The following is a 16,898-nucleotide window of genomic DNA, read 5'->3' as shown; positions in this document are numbered from 1 at the left end:
CCCGGTGGACCGGCTTTGGCGGCATCATCGAGGGCGATGGATCTCATGCACCTGCACTACTTCCGCACCATCGCGGAGATCGGCAGCATGACCGCGGCTGCACGCAAGCTCGGCGTCGCGCAGCCGACCTTGACCTCGGCGGTGAAGCGGCTCGAGGACAGCCTCGAGACCACGCTGTTGCTGCGTAACGCCCGCGGCGTGGCGGTCACGCCCACCGGTGCGGCGCTGGCCAACGCGGCCTCGCAGATCCTCGCGTTGGTGGACGAGACCGAGCAGCGCATCCGTGGGCTCGAGCGCGAAGAGGTGGGGCAGTTCGCGATCGGCTGCCACGAGTCGCTCGGAGCCTACTTCTTGCCCGACTTCATGGCCGACTTCCTCAGCCGTGCCGCCGGCATCGACATCCGCGTGTGGAACGGGACCTCGGCGGACGTGCGCGAGGCGGTGCTCCGGCGCGAGGTGCACTTCGGGCTGGTCGTGAACCCGCAGCCCCACGACGAGCTGGTGTTGGTCGAGGCCTTCCCCGACGCGGTCGCCGTGGTCGCGCGCCGCGACCTGGTCCCGCGCGACGCGGCCGGCATCTCGGCGCTGCTCCGCAAGGGTCCGCTCATCTACGCCGGTCGGGTCGACCAGTGTCGGCAGATCGTCGACGCGCTGTCCGGGCTCGACCTGCTGCCACAGCGCCTGGTCAGCACCGGCGATCTCGAGCTGACCAAGAGCCTGCTGTTGGCGGGGGTCGGCGTCGGCATCCTGCCGCGCCGCGTCGCCGACTACGGCCACCGCGGCGAGCTCGTGGTGGTCGATCCGACGCTGCCGCAGATCGCCGATCGCATCGTGCTGTGTTGGCGGGCCGACGCCCATCGTACGGCGGCGTGGCTACGCACCAAGGCCGGGTTGCTCGAGCATGCCAATCGCATCGCGCCGATCCCCGGCGCCCGCCCGCCCGCGTCGTGAGGGCCGCGACCCGCTACGAGCAGAAGAGGTGGGCCTCGGGGTGGCTGCGAAATGCCGACGAGTTGATGAGGGGGCACTCGTCGCGGAGCAGGTCCTTCAGATCGGTGACTTCGTCCCACTCGAGCGAGAGCGAAGGGAACACGATCGGGATGAGCGGCGTCGGCAGGCTCGAGACCTGCGCGCGGAAGGCCGCGAGGGAATCGTCGGCGCGGCCGGTGTCCCACATGCCGGCGAAGTTGGCCTCATACGCGGCGACCAGCTCGGCATGCTGCGCGCCGGAGAAGTGCAGCATGTTCTCGAAGGTGTTGTGCTCGGCGTTGTCGGACAGGTTGTAGCTGCCGGTGAAGAGCTCGTCGCCGTCGACCACCATGTACTTGTGGTGCATCTGCGTGGCGTAGATCGCCGACCAGCGGTACGCGTAGTACTTGTAGCGGACATGGGCGCCGGCGTCGGCGACCATGAAGCCGAACAGAAAGCCCGAGTCGTTGCAGTCGCGCAGCTTGGTGGCGCTGGTGCCCGCGGCCGCGCGGCAGGCCTCGAGGTCTTCGACCTGATCATCGTGGGTGGCCTCGCTGATGTACTCTTGGCCGTCGAGGTAGATCAGGATCTCGACCTCGGGGTGCTCGGCTGCCTTGCGCATGAGCGCCTCGGACACCGGACGCGAGCGCAGGTGGCCCGAGGCGATGTGGATCGAGTCGGTCGCGCCGTCGATCGCCGCGACCCACTGGTCGGCGATGGTGTCGCGGCCCTCGGTCACGAAGGTGTCGGCGCCCTGGACGCGGAAGTTGGCGCTGGTGAAGAACGCATCGACGCTCGGGTCGTCGCCGATCAGCTCGTCGGTGATCGCCAGCGTCGCGTGCTCGGTCACGAGCGCCGGGTTTGCCACGAGGTCGCGCGAGTGCTCCCACATGAGGTCGAACTCCCGCTGCATGCGAAGGTTGAGCTCGCGCTGCCCGACCATGAACAGGGTGTTCTCGTCGTAGCGGGTGGCTGCGCCGCCCGACCAGTTCGCGCTGCCGCTCACCAGCGTGGCGGTGGTCGCCGCGTCGGCGCTGTCGCGCGGGCCATCCACGATCATGAACTTGTGGTGCATGATCTTGTTCACCCATCGCACGTCGACGCCGGCCGCCTCCAGACGGCCCGACTTCGAGCTCTGTAGCGCGGCACCGGCGAGCTTGCGATCGTCGTTGGCGGTGTCGAAGATGAAGCGGACGTGCACGCCGCGGGCGGCGGCCTCGGTCAGGGCGCGGTTGATGCCAGCGTCGGAGAACGAGTACATCGCGATGTCGAGGCTGTGCTGGGCGCCGTCGATGAGCTGCGCGACGCGGGCGTTGTGGCTGTTCTCGACCGTCTGGGGCGAGAAGATCACGTCGATGTCGGTGGTCGGTGTCGGCAGCAGGTAGCCGTGGTCGACGGCGTACGCGAGCAGCCGGTCGAACGCGATGCGCCCCACGAACGGCACCGCATCGAGCTCGGCGAGGTCGTCGAAGCGATCGTCGTCGTCAGTGCCGGCGGTCGCGTCGGCGCCGTCGCGGTGCGCGATGATGCCCCGCGCGGCGCGGGCATCGAGACCGGCATCGACGTCGAGGATGTCGAGATCGATCGCCGGGTCGTTCACCAGCGCGAGCACGGCACGGGCCTCGTCCGACGCGGGGTCGATGCCGCCGTCGGCCTTGCCGCCGCCGAGGCCGTCGTTGCGACCGTCGCTGGCCTCGTCGGCCTCGCCCGCGCAGGCGGAGAGCACCAGGGCACACGCGACGACGAGACGGCTGCGGCGGCTTCGCATGGCCCGCCCCGACTACAAACCGCAGGCCATGTAGGACATGACCGCACCTGGCCCAAAAGGTCAGGTGAATCGCGCGGTTGCCGGCGTCTCGCGGGGCGACGTCGGGCGGCGTCCGAGCTAGCCTGGCAACCGGTCTGGCCAGCGATCGGGGCTGGAAGACGGCCAGGGACGTCGTGGTAGCGTGCGCGCCTGCCCGTGCGCACTCCAGTAGCACTCGCCGTCTTCGTGGCCCTGGCCACATCCTGCGAATCGCCTGATGTGCCGGACCGCGAGCGGTGGGGCGGCACCCCGTGTCGGCTCGCGGGCCTCGATCGCCCCGCCCAGTGCGGCACGGTCGAGCGTCCGCTCGACCCTGCAGCGCCCGGCGGAGCCACCATCGCGATCCACGTCGCGCGCATCCCCGCGAGCAAGGCGGCGCGGCGCAACCCGTTGTACTTCTTCGCCGGCGGTCCGGGGCAGGGCGCCATCGCAGCGTTCGCGCCGCTGCTGTCGGCGTTGGACGAGCTCGGCCGTGACCGCGACATCGTGCTGGTCGATCAGCGTGGCACGGGGGATTCGTCGCCGCTGGCATGCAGCAGCGATCCCGACGCGCCGCTGTCGGAGCGGATGTCACCGGAGGTCGACGTGGCACTGCTGCGCCGCTGCCTCGCGGGGTACCAGGTCGACCCCCGCTTCTTCACCACCGAGATCGCCGTCGAAGACCTCGACGCGGTTCGTGAGGCCCTGGGCGACGCCCGCATCGACGTGATCGGCGGCTCGTATGGCACGCGCGCCGCGTTGGTCTACACCCGAGCGCACCCCGATCGGGTCGGACACATGGTGCTCGACGGCGTGGCGCCGGTCGACATGGCGATGCCATCGTCGTTCGGCGTCGACGGCCAAGCCGCGCTCTCGCGGGTGTTCGCCGACTGTGCGGCGGATCCCGACTGTGGGCCGCGCTTCCCCGACCTCGAGCGGCGCTTCGACGCCTACCTCGACGGGCTCGCTGGCCAGCCGCGATCGATGACGCTCGAGGACCCGCGCACGGGCGCGGTCGAGACCATCGTCGTCCAGCGCGACGCGATCGCCCATGCGGTCCGCGGGCTGCTCTACGTGCCGCAGCTGCAGGCCTTGCTTCCGCTCACCTTGGACCGTGCGGTCGCGGGTGATCTCGGCCCGCTGCTGGCCCAGGGCAGCGCGCTCGGCGGGGGCATGAGCGAGACCATGTCGCAGGGCATGTTCCTGTCGGTGGTGTGCGCCGAGGACGTGCCCTTCGCCGCGGTGCCGGCCGATCCGAGCTTCCTCGGCGGTGCGTTCGTGCGGCTGCTGCAGGACAGCTGCGCCCAGTGGCCGCGCGCGAACATCGATCCGCACTACCGCGATCCCATCGTGCTCGAGACCCCGACACTGCTGCTGTCGGGTGCGCTCGATCCGGTCACGCCGCCGCGCTGGGCCGAGCACGCCCTCGAGGGGCTGCCGAACGGTCGCCACGTGGTGTTCCCCGCCGCCGGGCACGGCAACCTGACCTCGGCGTGCGCGCGCGAGCTGATCCACGGCTTCTTGGACGACGCCGAATCGCTCGCCGACGACTGCGTGGCCGAGTCGGCGCGCCCGCCATTCTTCCTCGACCTCGCGGGGCCACCGACGTGAGCCGCGCCCTCCACCCGCACCAAGGGCACGGCCTGTCATGATCCGCGCGATCGATCTGCGCAAGGCGTTCGGCGAGAAGCTCGCGGTGGCCTCGGTGTCGTTCGAGGCGCCGGACGGACGCATCACCGGCCTGCTCGGGCCCAACGGCGCCGGCAAGACCACCACGCTGCGCATGGTCGGCACCATGGTGGTGCCCGATGCCGGGCGTGCGGAGATCGACGGCCGCGACGTGCAGCGCGAGCGCGACGCCGTGCGCCGAACGCTCGGCGTGCTGCCCGACGCGCGCGGCCTCTATCCGCGCCTGACCGCGCGCGAGAACGTCCGCTACTACGCGCAGCTGCACGACCTCGACGGCGAGGCGATCGAGCGCGAGATCAACCGGCTGTTCGACGTGCTCGACATGGGCGAGCTCGCAGATCGTCGCGTGCATGGCTTCTCGCAGGGTGAGCGCATGAAGGTGGCGATTGCCCGCGCGCTGGTGCACGGCCCTCGCAACGTGATGCTCGACGAGCCCACCAACGGCCTCGACGTGATGAGCACCCGTGCGATGCGCGACGTGATCCGCGGCCTGCGTGACGAGGGCCGCTGCGTGGTGTTCTCGAGCCACGTGATGCAGGAGGTCGCCGCGCTGTGCGATGAGATCGTCGTGATCGCGCGGGGCAAGGTCGCCGCGCGCGGCACCCCCGACGAGCTGCGCGAGCACACCGGCAAGGCCGACCTCGAGGACGCGTTCGTGGCCGCGATCGGCTCCGAGGAAGGACTGGCACCGTGAGCGTTCGTCACGTCGGCGTGGTGTTCCGCAAGGAGCTGACCGATGGTCTCCGCGACCGTCGATCGCTGTTCTCGGCGCTGGTGTTCCCGCTCATCGGCCCGTTGCTGGTGGTGGTGATGTTCCGCTTCCTCGCCCAGCAGCAGGCCATCGATGGACCGCTGCCGCTGCCGGTGGTCGGCGCCGAGCATGCACCCGGGCTGGTCGATTACCTCGGCCGCCATGGCGTCGAGGTCGAGCCCGCGCCGGTCGATGCCGAGGCGGCGGTCCGCACCGGCGAAGCCGCGGCGGTGCTGGTGATCGCGCCCAGCTACGGCGAGCGCTTCCGGGCGTCACGCAGCGCGAAGGTCGAGCTGCTGGTCGACAACTCGCGCAACGAGACCCGCAGCAAGGTTCGCCGCGTCCGCCGGGTGCTCGAGGGCTTCGGCGCGGAGATCGGTGCCGAGCGCCTGATGATGCGCGGCATCGATCCGCAGATCGCGGCACCGCTGGCGCTCGCGGAGGTCGACCTCGCGACCCCGCAGCAGCTCGCCGCGCAGGTGCTCAATGTGATCCCGATGTTCGTGATGATGGCGGCGTTCATCGGTGGGATGTACGTCGCGACCGACTCGACCGCAGGGGAGCGCGAGCGTGGCTCGCTCGAGCCACTGCTGGGCACGCCGGTGTCGCGCACCAAGCTGGTGCTGGGCAAGTGGCTGGCGACGTCGGTGCTGTCGGGCACCAGTCTGCTGCTCACACTGTTGACCGCCGGCATCGCGCTGCGCCGGGCCCCGCTCGAGGACCTCGGCATCGTCATGAACTTCGGCGCCGACCAGGCCGCACTGGTGGTGCTGGTGATGCTGCCGGTCGCAGGGCTCGCGGCCGGCCTGCAGCTGCTCATCGCCACCTTCGCCCGCAGCTTCCGCGAGGCCCAGACATACCTCTCGGTGCTCACGCTGGCGCCGATGCTGCCGGGTGTGTTGCTGACGGTCATGCCGCTCGACCAGGCGGCCTGGACCATGTGGGTGCCGATCCTCGGGCAGCAGCAGGTCTTGATGGACGTCATCCGCGGCGACGCGATCGGTCTGGCCGCGATCGTGGTGCCGAGCGTGATCGTGACGGTGCTCGCGCTGGTCGCCGTGCGAGTCACGGCGTGGCTGTTCGGGCGCGAGCGCATCGTCTTCGGCGGTTAGCAGCACCGCAGGTGCGCGCCGCTGTAGCCTCAGGGATCCGTCCTGCCGCGGGCGCCCGCCGAGCGCTGCTCGAGGTACGCCGCCACCAGTTCGTCGACGCCGGCGATCCAGTCGAGCGCACGCAGGCGATCGCGGTCCACGACCTCGCCGCACTCGCCCTCGAGCACCGGCACGGCGGCGCAAGCCTCGAGCGCGCCGTCGTCGAGCACGATCTCGAACAGCGAGACCGTGAAACCGGCCGCCAGCGTGCGTGCGAGGAACACCGGCACCGCGGGAGCGGCCCGCAGCGTCGCCGCGCCCTCGCCGAGCTCCTCCACCAGCTCGCGGGCGAGCGCGGCGGCGGGCGACTCGTCGGGTTCGATGGCGCCGCCGAAGAGGCTGAAGCCGCGGGGATGCGGGCGGTAGTCGGCGTCCTTGCGCTGCACGAAGAAGCGGGTGCGGCCCACGTTGGTGACGATCGCGACGGCGCCGCGGTGCGAGGACGTGGTCATGCTCTCCCGCCGCAGGATAGCGCAGGCGGCCGCGGGCGCCGACCCAGCGACGGTCACGGCACCACGGTGGCCGCGTCGTCCTCGACCATCACGCGGACCTCGCGACGGACGCGGCCGTGACCGTCGTCGTCGTCGATGATCTCGATCTGCGGCTGGCCGGTGATGCCCTCGCGCGCGAGCTCGTCCAGGATCTCCTGCTTCGCCGCCGCGACGCCGTGACGGTCGATGACCAGGTCGAGCCAGTCGTGCGAGAGCCGCCCGCCGAGCGTGCCGTGCACGCGGCCGTGCAGCCGACGGTCCTCGAGACGGGCACCCTCCAGCTCGGGGAAGGCCTGCTGCAGATCGGCCCAGATGCGCGCGGTGTCGAGCCCGTCACCGATCGCGTCGAGCTCGAGACGCAGCTCGCTGTGCTCGACCACGCGGCCGTCGTCGCCGCGCTCGCGGCTGTGCTGGCGCTCGACCGCCATGCGCACCTCGTCGGGGTGGTAGCGCTCGAGCACGAACTCGGCGATCGCATCGTGGTCGAGCTCGAGCTCGGCGTCGTCGATCACGATCGCGAGCCGGTGGCCGAGGTCGGCGTCGTACTCGCTGGGCAGCACGCAGGCCCCCGCGAGCACGGCGGCGCCGAGGCCGGTGGCGAGCAGCCAGCGCGGCCACCGGCGTCCCCGCGGCGCCGCCGGGGGCACGGCCGCGAGCAGGCGTCGCTCCAGCGCGTCGCGGGCGTCGGTGTCGACTTCGGGAGCTTCGGCACGCAGCGCGCGTCGCAGCTCGTCTTCGAGATCAGATCGCATGGGCGGCGGCTCCTTTCGCGGACGGCACGGTCGAGAGGCGCGCACGGAGCTCGCGCAGCGCACGGGCCATGCGTTGCTTGACCGCGGCCTCGGTGAACCCGAGCAGGGCCGCGATCTCACGGTAGTGGAGGTCGTCGGTGAAGTGCAGCGTCAGCATCTCGCGGGTCGTCGCGGGCAGCTCGCGCACGTGCTCGCGCAGCGCCGCGGTGCGCTCGTCCGGCGCGTCGCTCAGCCACGCCAGCGGCTCGATCACCGCGATCTCGTCGCCTTGGTGCTCGTCGAACGGGGCATGGTCGCGGCGCGTGCGGAAGTGATCGATGACGAGGTTGCGCGCGATCGTCAGCACCCAGCCGCGCACCGGCGCGCGCGCGGGGTCGAAGCGCGACAGGTGCTCGAGCAGACGGTGGAAGACCCGCGCGACCAGGTCCTCCGCGTCGGCGGGCGCGGCGACGCGTCGCCGGACGTAGGCGTGCACCGCGGGGTGCAACGCGCGGTAGAGAGCCCCGAGCGCTGCCACGTCACCGGCGGCGGCGCGCCGCGCCAGCCGGGCGTGGGTGTGGGCGTGGGACCAGGGCAGCAGCAAGGGGGGCCGAGCTCAGCATACGAGCGAGCGGTGCCGAGGGTGACATCGCGGCCGCGGTCGCGATGATGGCGTGCGCGCGCGACCACCTGGCGCGGGCCTCACAGGCCCAGCACGCCCTCGACCTGTTCCATCAGCTGCACGCGGCGCCGCGTGATCGGGCTGCTGCCGTCGACCAGCGCCGCGCTCTGCTCGAGCACGACTTGCAGCGGATAGCTGCTCACCGAGGGGTCGCCGGTCGGGGTCCCACCCGGCGGGCCCTGCCACCCCATCATCACGTCGGTGGTGCCGGCCAGCACCGCGTCGACCGCCGCGAGGCCCAGGCGTCCCGCGATCATGCGGTCTTGGAACGAGGGGTTGCCGCCGCGCACCAGATGACCGAGCACGGTCGCGCGCACGTCGACGCCGGGCAGGTCGGCGCCGAGGCGCTCCTCGACCATGCGCACCAGCTTCGTGCACGGCATGCTGACACCCTCGGCCTTGAGGATGAGCACGCGTCGACGCGCCCAACCCTCGCCGCGGTCGGCGAAGCCGCGGCGGATCGCACGCTCGACCGAGGCCACGATCGCGTCCTCGTCGCGGCCTTGCTCGCGGAACAGCACCGCGTCGGCCCCGGCTGCGATCGCACCGGCCATCGCGAGGTAGCCACAGTCGCGGCCCATGACCTCGACGACGAACGCGCGGCGGTGGGCGCGGGCCGTGTCGCCGATCTTGTCGCAGGCGGCAACGATGGTGTTGAGCGCGGTGTCGACCCCGATCGCGCTGGCGCTGCAGCCGACGTCGTTGTCGATCGAGGCTGGCAGTCCCACCACCGGGGTGCCGCACTCGCGGGCCAGGGCGTGCGCACCGGCGAGCGAGCCATTGCCGCCGATCACGACCAGGCCCGCGAGCCCGCGCAGTCGCGCGATCGCGGGCGCGCGGCCCTCGGGGGTGTGGAATCGGAGCTCGCGGGCAGAGCCCAGCACGGTGCCGCCGAGCGACGCCGCGGCATCGATCTCGGGATCCGGCCACACGCGATCACCGACGCGGCGCGTGAGCGGACGAAACGCACCCTCGCGCAGCCCGGTGTAGCCGCCGACCACGCCGACGACCTCGACGCCGCGGCTGGCACCGACCTTGGCGATGGCTCGGATCGCCGCGTTCATGCCCGGTGCATCGCCGCCGGAGGTCAGCACCGCGATGGCCCCGTGCGCCGCATCGCCTCGCGCATCGCCTCCGCGCGCTCCGCTTTCGTGGGTGGTTTCCATGTTGCCTCTGCTACCATCCTGCCATGTCTCTGATCTCGTCTGCACGTGCGGTCTTGCTGGGCTCCGGTGTGGTGGTCGCGTTGGCGTCGTGCGGCAAGGACGGCGGCGGCGAGGGCCAGGCCGACAGCAGCAGCAGCGGCGGTGGCTCGACCACGTCGACCGCGACCACCGACGCCGACGAGAGCTCGACCAGCACGTCGGGCGCCGACGAGAGCTCGACCACGGCCGTGATGACGACCTCGCCGGTGCCCGAGTGTGGCAACGGCGTGGTCGAGGCCCCGGAGCAGTGCGATGACGGCAACCAGATGGCCGGTGACGGCTGCGACGTCGACTGCACCACCGTCGTCGACACCACGCTGTGGAGCGACGTCATCCCTGGTGCCGCCGAGGTCGCCGAGGCCGGGCAGGGCGTTGCGGTCGACTCCCAGGGCAACGTCGTGGTGGTCGGCTACATCGTCGACGCGCTCGACAACCCCGACATCTGGCTGCGCAAGTACGACCCCGCTGGCGTCGAGATCTGGACCACCGTGCTCGATCCCAGCATGGGCGCCGACGATCGCGGCTACGGCGTGGCGATCGACGCCGACGACAACATCGGCGTGGTCGGTGACGTCGGCGTGGGCCAGACCTCGTCGGACATCTTCATCGCCAAGCTCGATCCCGACGGCGGCATCCTGTGGACCGCGGTGGTCGACGGGCCTGACAGCCAGAACGACATCGGCGAGGACGCGGCGTTCGACAGCGAGGGCAACCTCTGGGCGGTGGGTTCGGTGCGCGTCGACATGGCCGACACCAACATCTGGGTTGCCAAGTACACCTCCGACGGCACCGAGAGCTTCAGCGAGATCGTCGGCGGTCCGTCGACGCTCGAGGACCGTGCGCTCGGGGTCGGTGTCGACGCCGACGACAACGCCTTCGTCGGTGGCTACATCTCCGACGAGGGCTTCAAGCGCGACGTCTGGCTGCGCAAGTACGACCCCGAGGGCGTCGAGGCGTGGACGGTGGTCTGGGACAGCGTGGAGATGGGCGCCGACTCGGGCTTCGACGTCGCAGTCGCGCCCGACGGCAGTGTCGGCGTGGCCGGGCAGACCCCGGTCAATGCGGTCAACCAGGACGTATGGCTGGGCCGGTTCGCCAACGAAGACGGCGCGCTGGTGTGGCAGAAGAACTTCGGCGGGCCGGCGATCCTCAACGATGCCGGGCTCGGCATCGCGGTCGACTCGACCAACGCGTTCATCGTGTGCGGCCTCAAGGGACTGACCGACACCAACACGGACATCTGGATCCGCAAGTGGTCGAACGAAGGCACCACGGTGTGGACGCAGACCTTCGCCGGCGACGGGGGCAACCGCGACGTGGCGCTCGGCGTGGCGGTCGATGGCAACGACGACATCGCGGTCACGGGGCAGATCCGCGCGATGGACAACGACAACGCGGACATCTGGGTCGCCAAGCTCGGCGGCGACTGACGATCGCGGCAGGTCGAAACCACCGCGCCCGCGCTTGCGTCGCGTGGGATCGCGGTGCTAGATCGCGCACGGGAGGACGGTCGGCCGAGCGGGACAAGATGATCGCGCCGTGGTGCCCTCGGGCACCCACGTCGAGGAAAGTCCGGGCTCCACAGGGCAGGGTGCTGGTTCGACGCCAGTCGGGGTGACCCGAAGGAAAGTGCCACAGAGAACAGACCGCCCGCGTCCGCGCGGGTAAGGGTGAAACGGTGTGGTAAGAGCACACCGGGTCCTCGGCGACGAGGACCGCATGGTAAACCCCATCCGGAGCAAGGCCGAACAGGGGCAGGCGGTGTCCGCGAGGATTCCGCCAGGGGCTGCCCGTCCCGTCCCGGGTGCGCCGCACGAGAGGAATGATCATCACCCGCATGCGAGCAATCGCGGCGGGGACAGAACCCGGCTTACGACCCGTCTCGACCGACCGCCCTCCCACTTTCGTCGAGCCGCCCCGCCCCGACGGCAAGCCCGCGCGACTGCACGCCGCGCGCGAGCCGCGGACCACACTACGCTATGATGTTGGGCTGTCGATGCCGGCCCACGCCCCACGCCCACGCGTTCGCTTCGCATTGCCGTGCGCAGCGCTGGTGATCGCGTGTGCCGGCGGTGCGCCGGGCTCCGAGGGCAGCCACGGCGCCTACGAAGAGAGTCTGACGTCGCCCGACGGTACCGACGGCGCGACCTCGGTCGCGACCTCGGTCGGTGGCAACGAAGGCGAGGTCGGGCCCGGCAGCGGCATGCCACCGGATCTCGGCGCGTGCGAGGACGATGCCGACTGCGAGCTCTCCGACGAGGTCTGCTACCTGCCCGGCGTGTGCAAGTCGGGGGGCTGCGCGTTCGAGCCGCGACTGGCCGGCGACGCGTGCGACGACGACGACCCCTGCACCAACGGCGACGTCTGCGACGGCTCGGGCCACTGCATCGGACAACCATCACCGTGCGAGGCCCCGCACGCGCAGGGCGGCACCTGCGTCGACGGCCTGTGTGGCGGACTCACCTGCGACGTCGGGTTCGGCAACTGTAACGGCGACTGGAGCGACGGCTGCGAGTTGCCGCTCGACGACGCCGCGAACTGCGGCGGCTGCGACATGCCCTGCGTGGCGGGGCCCCACGGCACCGCGAGCTGCAACGCGGGCGCCTGCGAGCTGAGCTGCGACGCGCCGTGGGCCGACTGCGACGGCGACGTGACCAACGGCTGTGAGATCCCCGAGGGGGTCGCCAACAGCTGCGACGCCGGCGGCATCAACATGGGCGGCGGCTGCTGGACGCCGTACTGCGGGCAGTCGGCCGATCCCAACGCGACCAACTTCGGGACCTGGTACTGCATGGAGTGCTCGACCTGCCACGTGCCCGCCGGCGGGACCTGCCAGTGGTGCAACCACGCCACCGGTCTGTGGTACCCGGCCGAGGCCGGCTGCGCGTGCGGAGCCTACGAAGACCTCGCGTGCGGCTGACGCTGCGCGGTCACGCGACCGCCCAGCACGAGACCTCGATCGAGACCTGCGCGTCGAGCCAACCGAAGTAGCTCGGGCTGGTCGGCGAGACCACGAGGGTGAACTCGGTCGGCGGGATGTGTCCGACGCTGACGGTGCTGACGTGGCGCATCTGGGCGTCGTCGAAGGTCGAGGTCACGCACTGGCTCTCGGGCCCGTCGCACGCGCCCTCCTGCAGCGCGGCCGAGGCCGGGAAGCCGGTGGTCACCACGAGGTCGCAGCCGCTGTTGGCACCGACCATGCCCGGCGACATCCACGAGAGCGTCAGATCGGGCTGCGTGACGGTGGTGGGGCCGTCGACGTAGCCGTCCTGACCGCAGCTCGACGTCATCACGTCGTCGTGGTCGGTGATGATGCCGGAGAAAGCGCCGTCGAGTGCGGACTCGGGGCACATGCCGGTGACCTCGGTGATGTCGAGCGTGAAGTCGCCGGTGCCACCTTGACTGTCGACCTGCACCACCACGTACGCGCCAGCCGCCAACGCGCGCACGACCTCGCCGCGGCCGATGCCACCGTCGGCGTTGCAGCCCAGCAGCGGCCCGCCGCAGACCGGCCCGGTCTCGAGGTAGACCGCGGGCGTGAAGTCCTCGGAGCTGGCGCGCACGCGGAAGAGACCGTCGTTGGGCGCCGTCCAGCGAAACGCACGCTCGGGCACGCCGTCGCCGCCGCAGCTGCCCCCGTGGACATTGCTGCCCGCGACATTGGAGAAGTCCTGCGGCAGCAGCTGATCGCTGACGTCGGCGGCGGGGCAGTCGACCGGGTTGATGTTGAGCTGGGCGGTGCCCGACTCGCCGGCGTTGCCGTCGAGCACGACGACGACCCGCTGGCTGGCGTCGAACGACGCGATGATCTGCGAGTAGGCGACGCCGTCGCCATTGTCGCTGCAGCCGATCGCGGCGCCGTCGCAGGCGCCGTCGAGGGCGTACAGCACGGTGTCGAAATCCGAGCCCTGGGTGTCGAGCACGAAGAAGCCGTCGTAGGGCACGCGCCACTCGAACGCCGCGTCGGGGCTGCCGGCGCCGCCACAGGTGCCGACGAAGTCGTCCCCGCTGGCCTGGGTGTCGATCTGCACGAGGTTGCTGCCGAGGTCGGGCTCGAGGATCGACTCCACGCACGGCAGCGGCGGCAGCTCGCCGCTGCTGCTGTCGGCGTCGGTGGTCGACACGGTGGTCGAGGCGGTGGTCGAGGCGGTGGTCGAGGCGGTGCCGGAGACGGTGCTCGACGCGCTGGCGTCGCTGTCGGTCGCGCTGACCCCGGTCGAGCCGTTGCCCGAGCTGCCCGTGTCGCCGCCGTCGAGGTTCGAACGCGCCGGGTCGAAGCACGCCAGGGGTGCTGCGCCGAGGAGGATCAGGCCGACGCCATGCCGCATCACGAGCCGCAGTCTACCGCCCGCGGGCGCGCGGATGCGGGCCTCGGGGGCCGCGCGTCGGGGGCCGGCGCGGCTTCGCCCAGGCGTGCGGGATCGCGGGGGATTTTCGCGGGGCTACGGCCGCGGTGTCATGGCGCTACGCTTCGAGGGAAGGACCTGTCGTCGGGCGCCCATCCACCTCGCGGGCCATGTCCACTCGACCACCGCACCTACGACCGGTGACCTCCACGGAGGTCGAACCCGGTTCGTCCCCCCCCGATCCGACGATCTCGCCGGAGGTGCTCGCACGCGCCGAACGCGGTGACGTGCACGCGTGGTCGGAGATCTATCAGAAGCACTACATGGGCGTGTACCGACAGCTGCGCTATCTCGCCAACGATGCGGGACTCGCCGAGGAACTCGCGCAGGAGACCTTCGCGCAGGCGATGGCCTCGCACGCGCGCTTCGACGCCGCCCACGGGCGTGCGGGGCTGGCCGGCTGGCTGCATGGCATCGCGCTCAACGTCGTGCGCAAGCACTGGCGGAAGCAACGCAACGGCGTGCGGGCCCACGAGCGCCTCGAGGTCGCGATGCGCCTGTTGCCCGGTGGCGGTGGCGATCCCGACAGCCATCACCTGCGACGCGAGCGATCGCGGGCGCTCGGTGCAGTGCTCGACGAGCTGCCGCCGCGCTGGCGCGAGGCCTTCGTGCTGCGCGAGCTGCAGGGCCTGTCGACCGCCGAGGCGGCGGCGACCCTCGGCATCACCGCCGAGAACCTCGCCGTGCGGGTGAATCGAGCGCGCAATCGCATCCGCGAAGAGCTCGGCCGTCGCGGTTGGTTCGGCGGCGCGCTCGGAGGGGCCGCGACGTGACCGACGTGCGCGACGGATTGCCCGACGAGGAGCGCGTCACCGACGCGTTCTTCGAGGCCGCGTGTCACCACGCGGAGGCCGACGTCGCGCAGGCAGAGGTGCCGAGCTTCGCGGCCATCGTCGCTCGCGCCCATCGCATCGACCCTGCGGCGGTGCCGGCCGAGTCGGTCGATCGTGCGCGCAAGCTGGGGCGCCCGGCCGCGCTCGCGCCGGCGGCCGTGATCGCGGATTTCGACGGCCAGTTGCGCGTGTGGATGCTCGCCGCGCGCGAGGAGGCCGAGGCCGACATCGCACGGCGGGCCGCCGCTGGTCCACCGCCCCTGCGAGCGCCGGATCGTTCGCGCAGGTCACTGCGCATCGGTGTGTTTGCGGCGTGCATGCTGGCGGCTGCAGCGGCCGTGGTGCTCTCGCTCGATCGCTTCGAGCGCTGGCGCCTGTCGCAGCAGGCCGAGCAGCACGGCGGTACGCAATCGGTCGCGCAGGTCCGCGAGGACGATGGCTGGCGTGCGACCGATCGCGCGCCCGAGCCCGCGCCGCGTCGCCCCGCCGCGGTCGCACCGCCCTGGCACCCGCCGGCCGAGCCGGTGCCGGCACCGGTGCCGTCGTTGCCCACCGCGATCGATGCGGCTGCACCCGGCGACACGCCCGCGCCTGGGCGTCACCACGGCGCACGCCACGACGTCGGCTCGCACGCAGTGCCCGCACGGGATCATGCACGCGAGCGCGAGCGCGAGGTTCCCCGCGAGTCGCTGCTGCAGCGGCTCGATCGCGAGGCCCAAGCGGCGCTCGCGGCCGGTGATCGTGAGGGTGCCGATCGCTTGTACGCCGAGGTCATCGCGGTCGGACGCGAACACCCGCTGGTCGAGCTCGCCTTCGCCGAGCGCTTCGCTCTGGCCCGCCGCGGCGGGGGCGATCGCCAACGCGGCCTCTACGAGGCCTACCTCGGGCGCTTCCCCGACGGCCGCTTCGCCGACGCGGCGCAGGCGGGTCTGTGCCGCGCGGCGCCCAGCGCCGACAAGCGCGGCTGCTGGGCGGACTACCTGCAGCGGTTCCCGTCGGGGGCGTATCGTGCCCATGCCGAGCGATGGTCACCGAGCGACGAGCCGCCGACCGAGGGTGCCGACGACGCGCCATGAGTGCGGTGCGACGCACCTCGCGGTGGTGCCTCGCGTCGGCGCTGCTGCTCGGCTGCAGCGTCGAGGAGCTCTACATCGATCACGGCGGCCCGCCCGACGGCGTCACGCAGGGTCACGAGGGCGGCAGCACCTCGAGCAACGACACCACCGGCTGTGAGGCCGGCTGCACCGACGGCTCGCCGCCCGACGTGCCGTTCGACCTGCCATCCGATCCGTGCCTCGACGATCCCGCGTGCTGCCTCGCGCCGGGTGATGCGGGCTGCTGTGCGACGCCGGGCAACCCTTGGTGTTGTGCGGCGGGGGTCGACCCTTGGTGCTGCAGCGACCCCGCCGACCCCAACTGCTGCATCGCACCCGGCGACGTGGCGTGCTGTGCCGCCGGTCTGGACCATCCCTGGTGTTGCGTCGACGACGGTGGCATGGCGTGCTGCGGCGATCCGTTCAATCCGTCGTGCTGTCCGCCCGGCATCGTGCCGTGCTGTCGTCCCGGCGATCCTTGCTGTGGCGATCCTTGCTGCGGTGATCCGTGCTGTCTCGAGCCGACCTTGCCGTGTTGCGCCGATCCCATTGGGCCGTGCTGCCTCGACCCCGCTGGGCCGTGCTGCCTCGATCCGGGTGGGGCCTGCTGCCTCGACCCGGGCGGCCCGTGCTGCATGAACCCGGCGGACCCGTGTTGCCTGCTGCCGTCGGATCCGTGCTGCGTGAACCCGTCGGATCCGTGTTGCGTGTGGCCAGACGATCCGTGCTGCCTGAACCCCGAAGATCCCTGTTGCCTCGAGCCCGCCGCGCCGTGCTGTCCAGGCACCGGTACCGAGGGCGATCTGTGCTGTGTCGCGCCGTGGTCGAGCTGTTGCGCCGCCGAGCAGGCCGGCATGCCGTGTTGTGAGCCCTTCGATCCCGCGGATCCGTGCTGCTACGAGCCGTCCAGCAGCTGCTGCATCGCGCCCGATGCGGGCTGCTGCATGCCGTTCGACGCCGCGAATCCGTGCTGCTTCGAGCCGCTCGGGCCGACCTGTTGAACCCTCGCGCACGGCCGTGAAATGCGAGCGTTAGCTCGACACGGTTCACGCGAAAGTCTCCTCGAGTGAGCGATGGCGCGGCCGCGGCGGATGTCGCTGGTCACGACGG

15 protein-coding genes and 1 other RNA gene are annotated in these 16,898 nt (G+C 71.5%); 10 read left to right on the top strand and 6 right to left on the bottom strand.

The genetic code is table 11. The features are described 5' to 3' along the window. The first annotated feature begins 36 nt into the window (after nt 1-36). Nucleotides 37-951: a LysR family transcriptional regulator gene (locus IPH07_11765; protein ID MBK6918068.1), complete on the top strand. Its 915-nt coding sequence runs from the start codon at nt 37-39 to the stop codon at nt 949-951. A gap of 13 nt (nt 952-964) precedes the next feature. On the opposite strand, the gene IPH07_11760 is transcribed toward IPH07_11765, so the two are convergent. Next, nucleotides 965-2,737, bottom strand: coding sequence for a hypothetical protein (locus IPH07_11760; GenBank protein ID MBK6918067.1), 1,773 nt, complete (start codon nt 2,735-2,737; stop codon nt 965-967). Between the two features lie 258 nt (nt 2,738-2,995). Between IPH07_11760 and IPH07_11755 the strand changes: the two genes are divergently transcribed. From IPH07_11755 to IPH07_11745, 3 genes are read left to right on the top strand one after another with little or no spacing between them, the layout of a single operon-like run. Further along, a complete protein-coding gene (locus tag IPH07_11755) occupies nt 2,996-4,366 on the top strand; it encodes an alpha/beta fold hydrolase (GenBank protein MBK6918066.1) in 1,371 nt (456 codons plus the stop codon). A 37-nt stretch (nt 4,367-4,403) separates the two neighbouring features. Further along, nucleotides 4,404-5,138 (top strand): ATP-binding cassette domain-containing protein, encoded by a 735-nt coding sequence (locus tag IPH07_11750; protein MBK6918065.1) that lies wholly within the window; start codon nt 4,404-4,406, stop codon nt 5,136-5,138. Beyond that, entirely contained in the window at nt 5,135-6,307 is a 1,173-nt protein-coding gene (locus tag IPH07_11745; protein ID MBK6918064.1) for an ABC transporter permease, read from the top strand. Before IPH07_11750 ends, IPH07_11745 begins: the two co-directional genes overlap by 4 nt. Nucleotides 6,308-6,336: 29 nt before the next feature. Here IPH07_11745 and IPH07_11740 read toward each other — a convergent pair whose 3' ends face one another. From IPH07_11740 to IPH07_11725, 4 genes are all read right to left on the bottom strand, one after another. Then, nucleotides 6,337-6,798 (bottom strand): NUDIX domain-containing protein, encoded by a 462-nt coding sequence (locus IPH07_11740; protein ID MBK6918063.1) that lies wholly within the window; start codon nt 6,796-6,798, stop codon nt 6,337-6,339. A gap of 53 nt (nt 6,799-6,851) precedes the next feature. Next, nucleotides 6,852-7,589, bottom strand: coding sequence for a hypothetical protein (locus IPH07_11735; protein MBK6918062.1), 738 nt, complete (start codon nt 7,587-7,589; stop codon nt 6,852-6,854). After that, nucleotides 7,579-8,172 carry a sigma-70 family RNA polymerase sigma factor gene (locus IPH07_11730; GenBank protein MBK6918061.1) on the bottom strand — a complete coding sequence of 198 codons (594 nt, stop codon included), beginning with the start codon at nt 8,170-8,172 and terminating at the stop codon, nt 7,579-7,581. Before IPH07_11730 ends, IPH07_11735 begins: the two co-directional genes overlap by 11 nt. A gap of 98 nt (nt 8,173-8,270) precedes the next feature. After that, nucleotides 8,271-9,344, bottom strand: coding sequence for an ATP-dependent 6-phosphofructokinase (locus IPH07_11725; protein ID MBK6918060.1), 1,074 nt, complete (start codon nt 9,342-9,344; stop codon nt 8,271-8,273). Nucleotides 9,345-9,439: 95 nt separating this feature from the next. Between IPH07_11725 and IPH07_11720 the strand changes: the two genes are divergently transcribed. The 3 genes from IPH07_11720 (at nt 9,440) to IPH07_11710 (ending at nt 12,375) form a co-directional block, all read left to right on the top strand. Next, nucleotides 9,440-10,885: a hypothetical protein gene (locus tag IPH07_11720; protein ID MBK6918059.1), complete on the top strand. Its 1,446-nt coding sequence runs from the start codon at nt 9,440-9,442 to the stop codon at nt 10,883-10,885. A gap of 85 nt (nt 10,886-10,970) precedes the next feature. Continuing rightward, nucleotides 10,971-11,344, top strand: an RNA gene (gene rnpB / locus IPH07_11715) — RNase P RNA component class A. Nucleotides 11,345-11,451: 107 nt separating this feature from the next. Continuing rightward, nucleotides 11,452-12,375 carry a hypothetical protein gene (locus tag IPH07_11710; GenBank protein MBK6918058.1) on the top strand — a complete coding sequence of 308 codons (924 nt, stop codon included), beginning with the start codon at nt 11,452-11,454 and terminating at the stop codon, nt 12,373-12,375. Nucleotides 12,376-12,385: 10 nt separating this feature from the next. On the opposite strand, the gene IPH07_11705 is transcribed toward IPH07_11710, so the two are convergent. After that, nucleotides 12,386-13,783 carry a hypothetical protein gene (locus tag IPH07_11705; GenBank protein ID MBK6918057.1) on the bottom strand — a complete coding sequence of 466 codons (1,398 nt, stop codon included), beginning with the start codon at nt 13,781-13,783 and terminating at the stop codon, nt 12,386-12,388. A gap of 278 nt (nt 13,784-14,061) precedes the next feature. Between IPH07_11705 and IPH07_11700 the strand changes: the two genes are divergently transcribed. From IPH07_11700 to IPH07_11690, 3 genes are read left to right on the top strand one after another with little or no spacing between them, the layout of a single operon-like run. Further along, complete coding sequence (locus IPH07_11700; GenBank protein MBK6918056.1) at nt 14,062-14,634, top strand: RNA polymerase sigma factor; 573 nt, start codon at nt 14,062-14,064, stop codon at nt 14,632-14,634. Continuing rightward, nucleotides 14,631-15,770 (top strand): hypothetical protein, encoded by a 1,140-nt coding sequence (locus tag IPH07_11695; GenBank protein ID MBK6918055.1) that lies wholly within the window; start codon nt 14,631-14,633, stop codon nt 15,768-15,770. Before IPH07_11700 ends, IPH07_11695 begins: the two co-directional genes overlap by 4 nt. Continuing rightward, on the top strand, nt 15,767-16,789 hold the full coding sequence (locus tag IPH07_11690; protein MBK6918054.1) for a hypothetical protein: 1,023 nt from the start codon (nt 15,767-15,769) through the stop codon (nt 16,787-16,789). Before IPH07_11695 ends, IPH07_11690 begins: the two co-directional genes overlap by 4 nt. Nucleotides 16,790-16,898: the final 109 nt, after the last annotated feature.

This window comes from Deltaproteobacteria bacterium (genome assembly GCA_016709225.1).
GTDB classification, from domain to species: Bacteria; Myxococcota_A; Polyangia; order Nannocystales; family Nannocystaceae; genus Xiheibacterium; species Xiheibacterium phototrophicum.
The sequence above is the reverse complement of the archived record's forward strand: the minus strand, read 5'-3'. Positions and strand labels throughout refer to the sequence as shown.

Excerpts from the sequence above, each read along its gene's own strand:
- IPH07_11765 (MBK6918068.1), top strand. The coding sequence starts at position 37 with ATGGATCTCATGCACCTGCACTACTTCCGCACCATCGCGGAGATCGGC.
- IPH07_11760 (MBK6918067.1), bottom strand. The coding sequence starts at position 2,737 with ATGCGAAGCCGCCGCAGCCGTCTCGTCGTCGCGTGTGCCCTGGTGCTC.
- IPH07_11750 (MBK6918065.1), top strand. The coding sequence starts at position 4,404 with ATGATCCGCGCGATCGATCTGCGCAAGGCGTTCGGCGAGAAGCTCGCG.
- IPH07_11740 (MBK6918063.1), bottom strand. The coding sequence starts at position 6,798 with ATGACCACGTCCTCGCACCGCGGCGCCGTCGCGATCGTCACCAACGTG.
- IPH07_11735 (MBK6918062.1), bottom strand. The coding sequence starts at position 7,589 with ATGCGATCTGATCTCGAAGACGAGCTGCGACGCGCGCTGCGTGCCGAA.
- IPH07_11720 (MBK6918059.1), top strand. The coding sequence starts at position 9,440 with ATGTCTCTGATCTCGTCTGCACGTGCGGTCTTGCTGGGCTCCGGTGTG.
- IPH07_11710 (MBK6918058.1), top strand. The coding sequence starts at position 11,452 with ATGCCGGCCCACGCCCCACGCCCACGCGTTCGCTTCGCATTGCCGTGC.
- IPH07_11705 (MBK6918057.1), bottom strand. The coding sequence starts at position 13,783 with ATGCGGCATGGCGTCGGCCTGATCCTCCTCGGCGCAGCACCCCTGGCG.
- IPH07_11690 (MBK6918054.1), top strand. The coding sequence starts at position 15,767 with ATGAGTGCGGTGCGACGCACCTCGCGGTGGTGCCTCGCGTCGGCGCTG.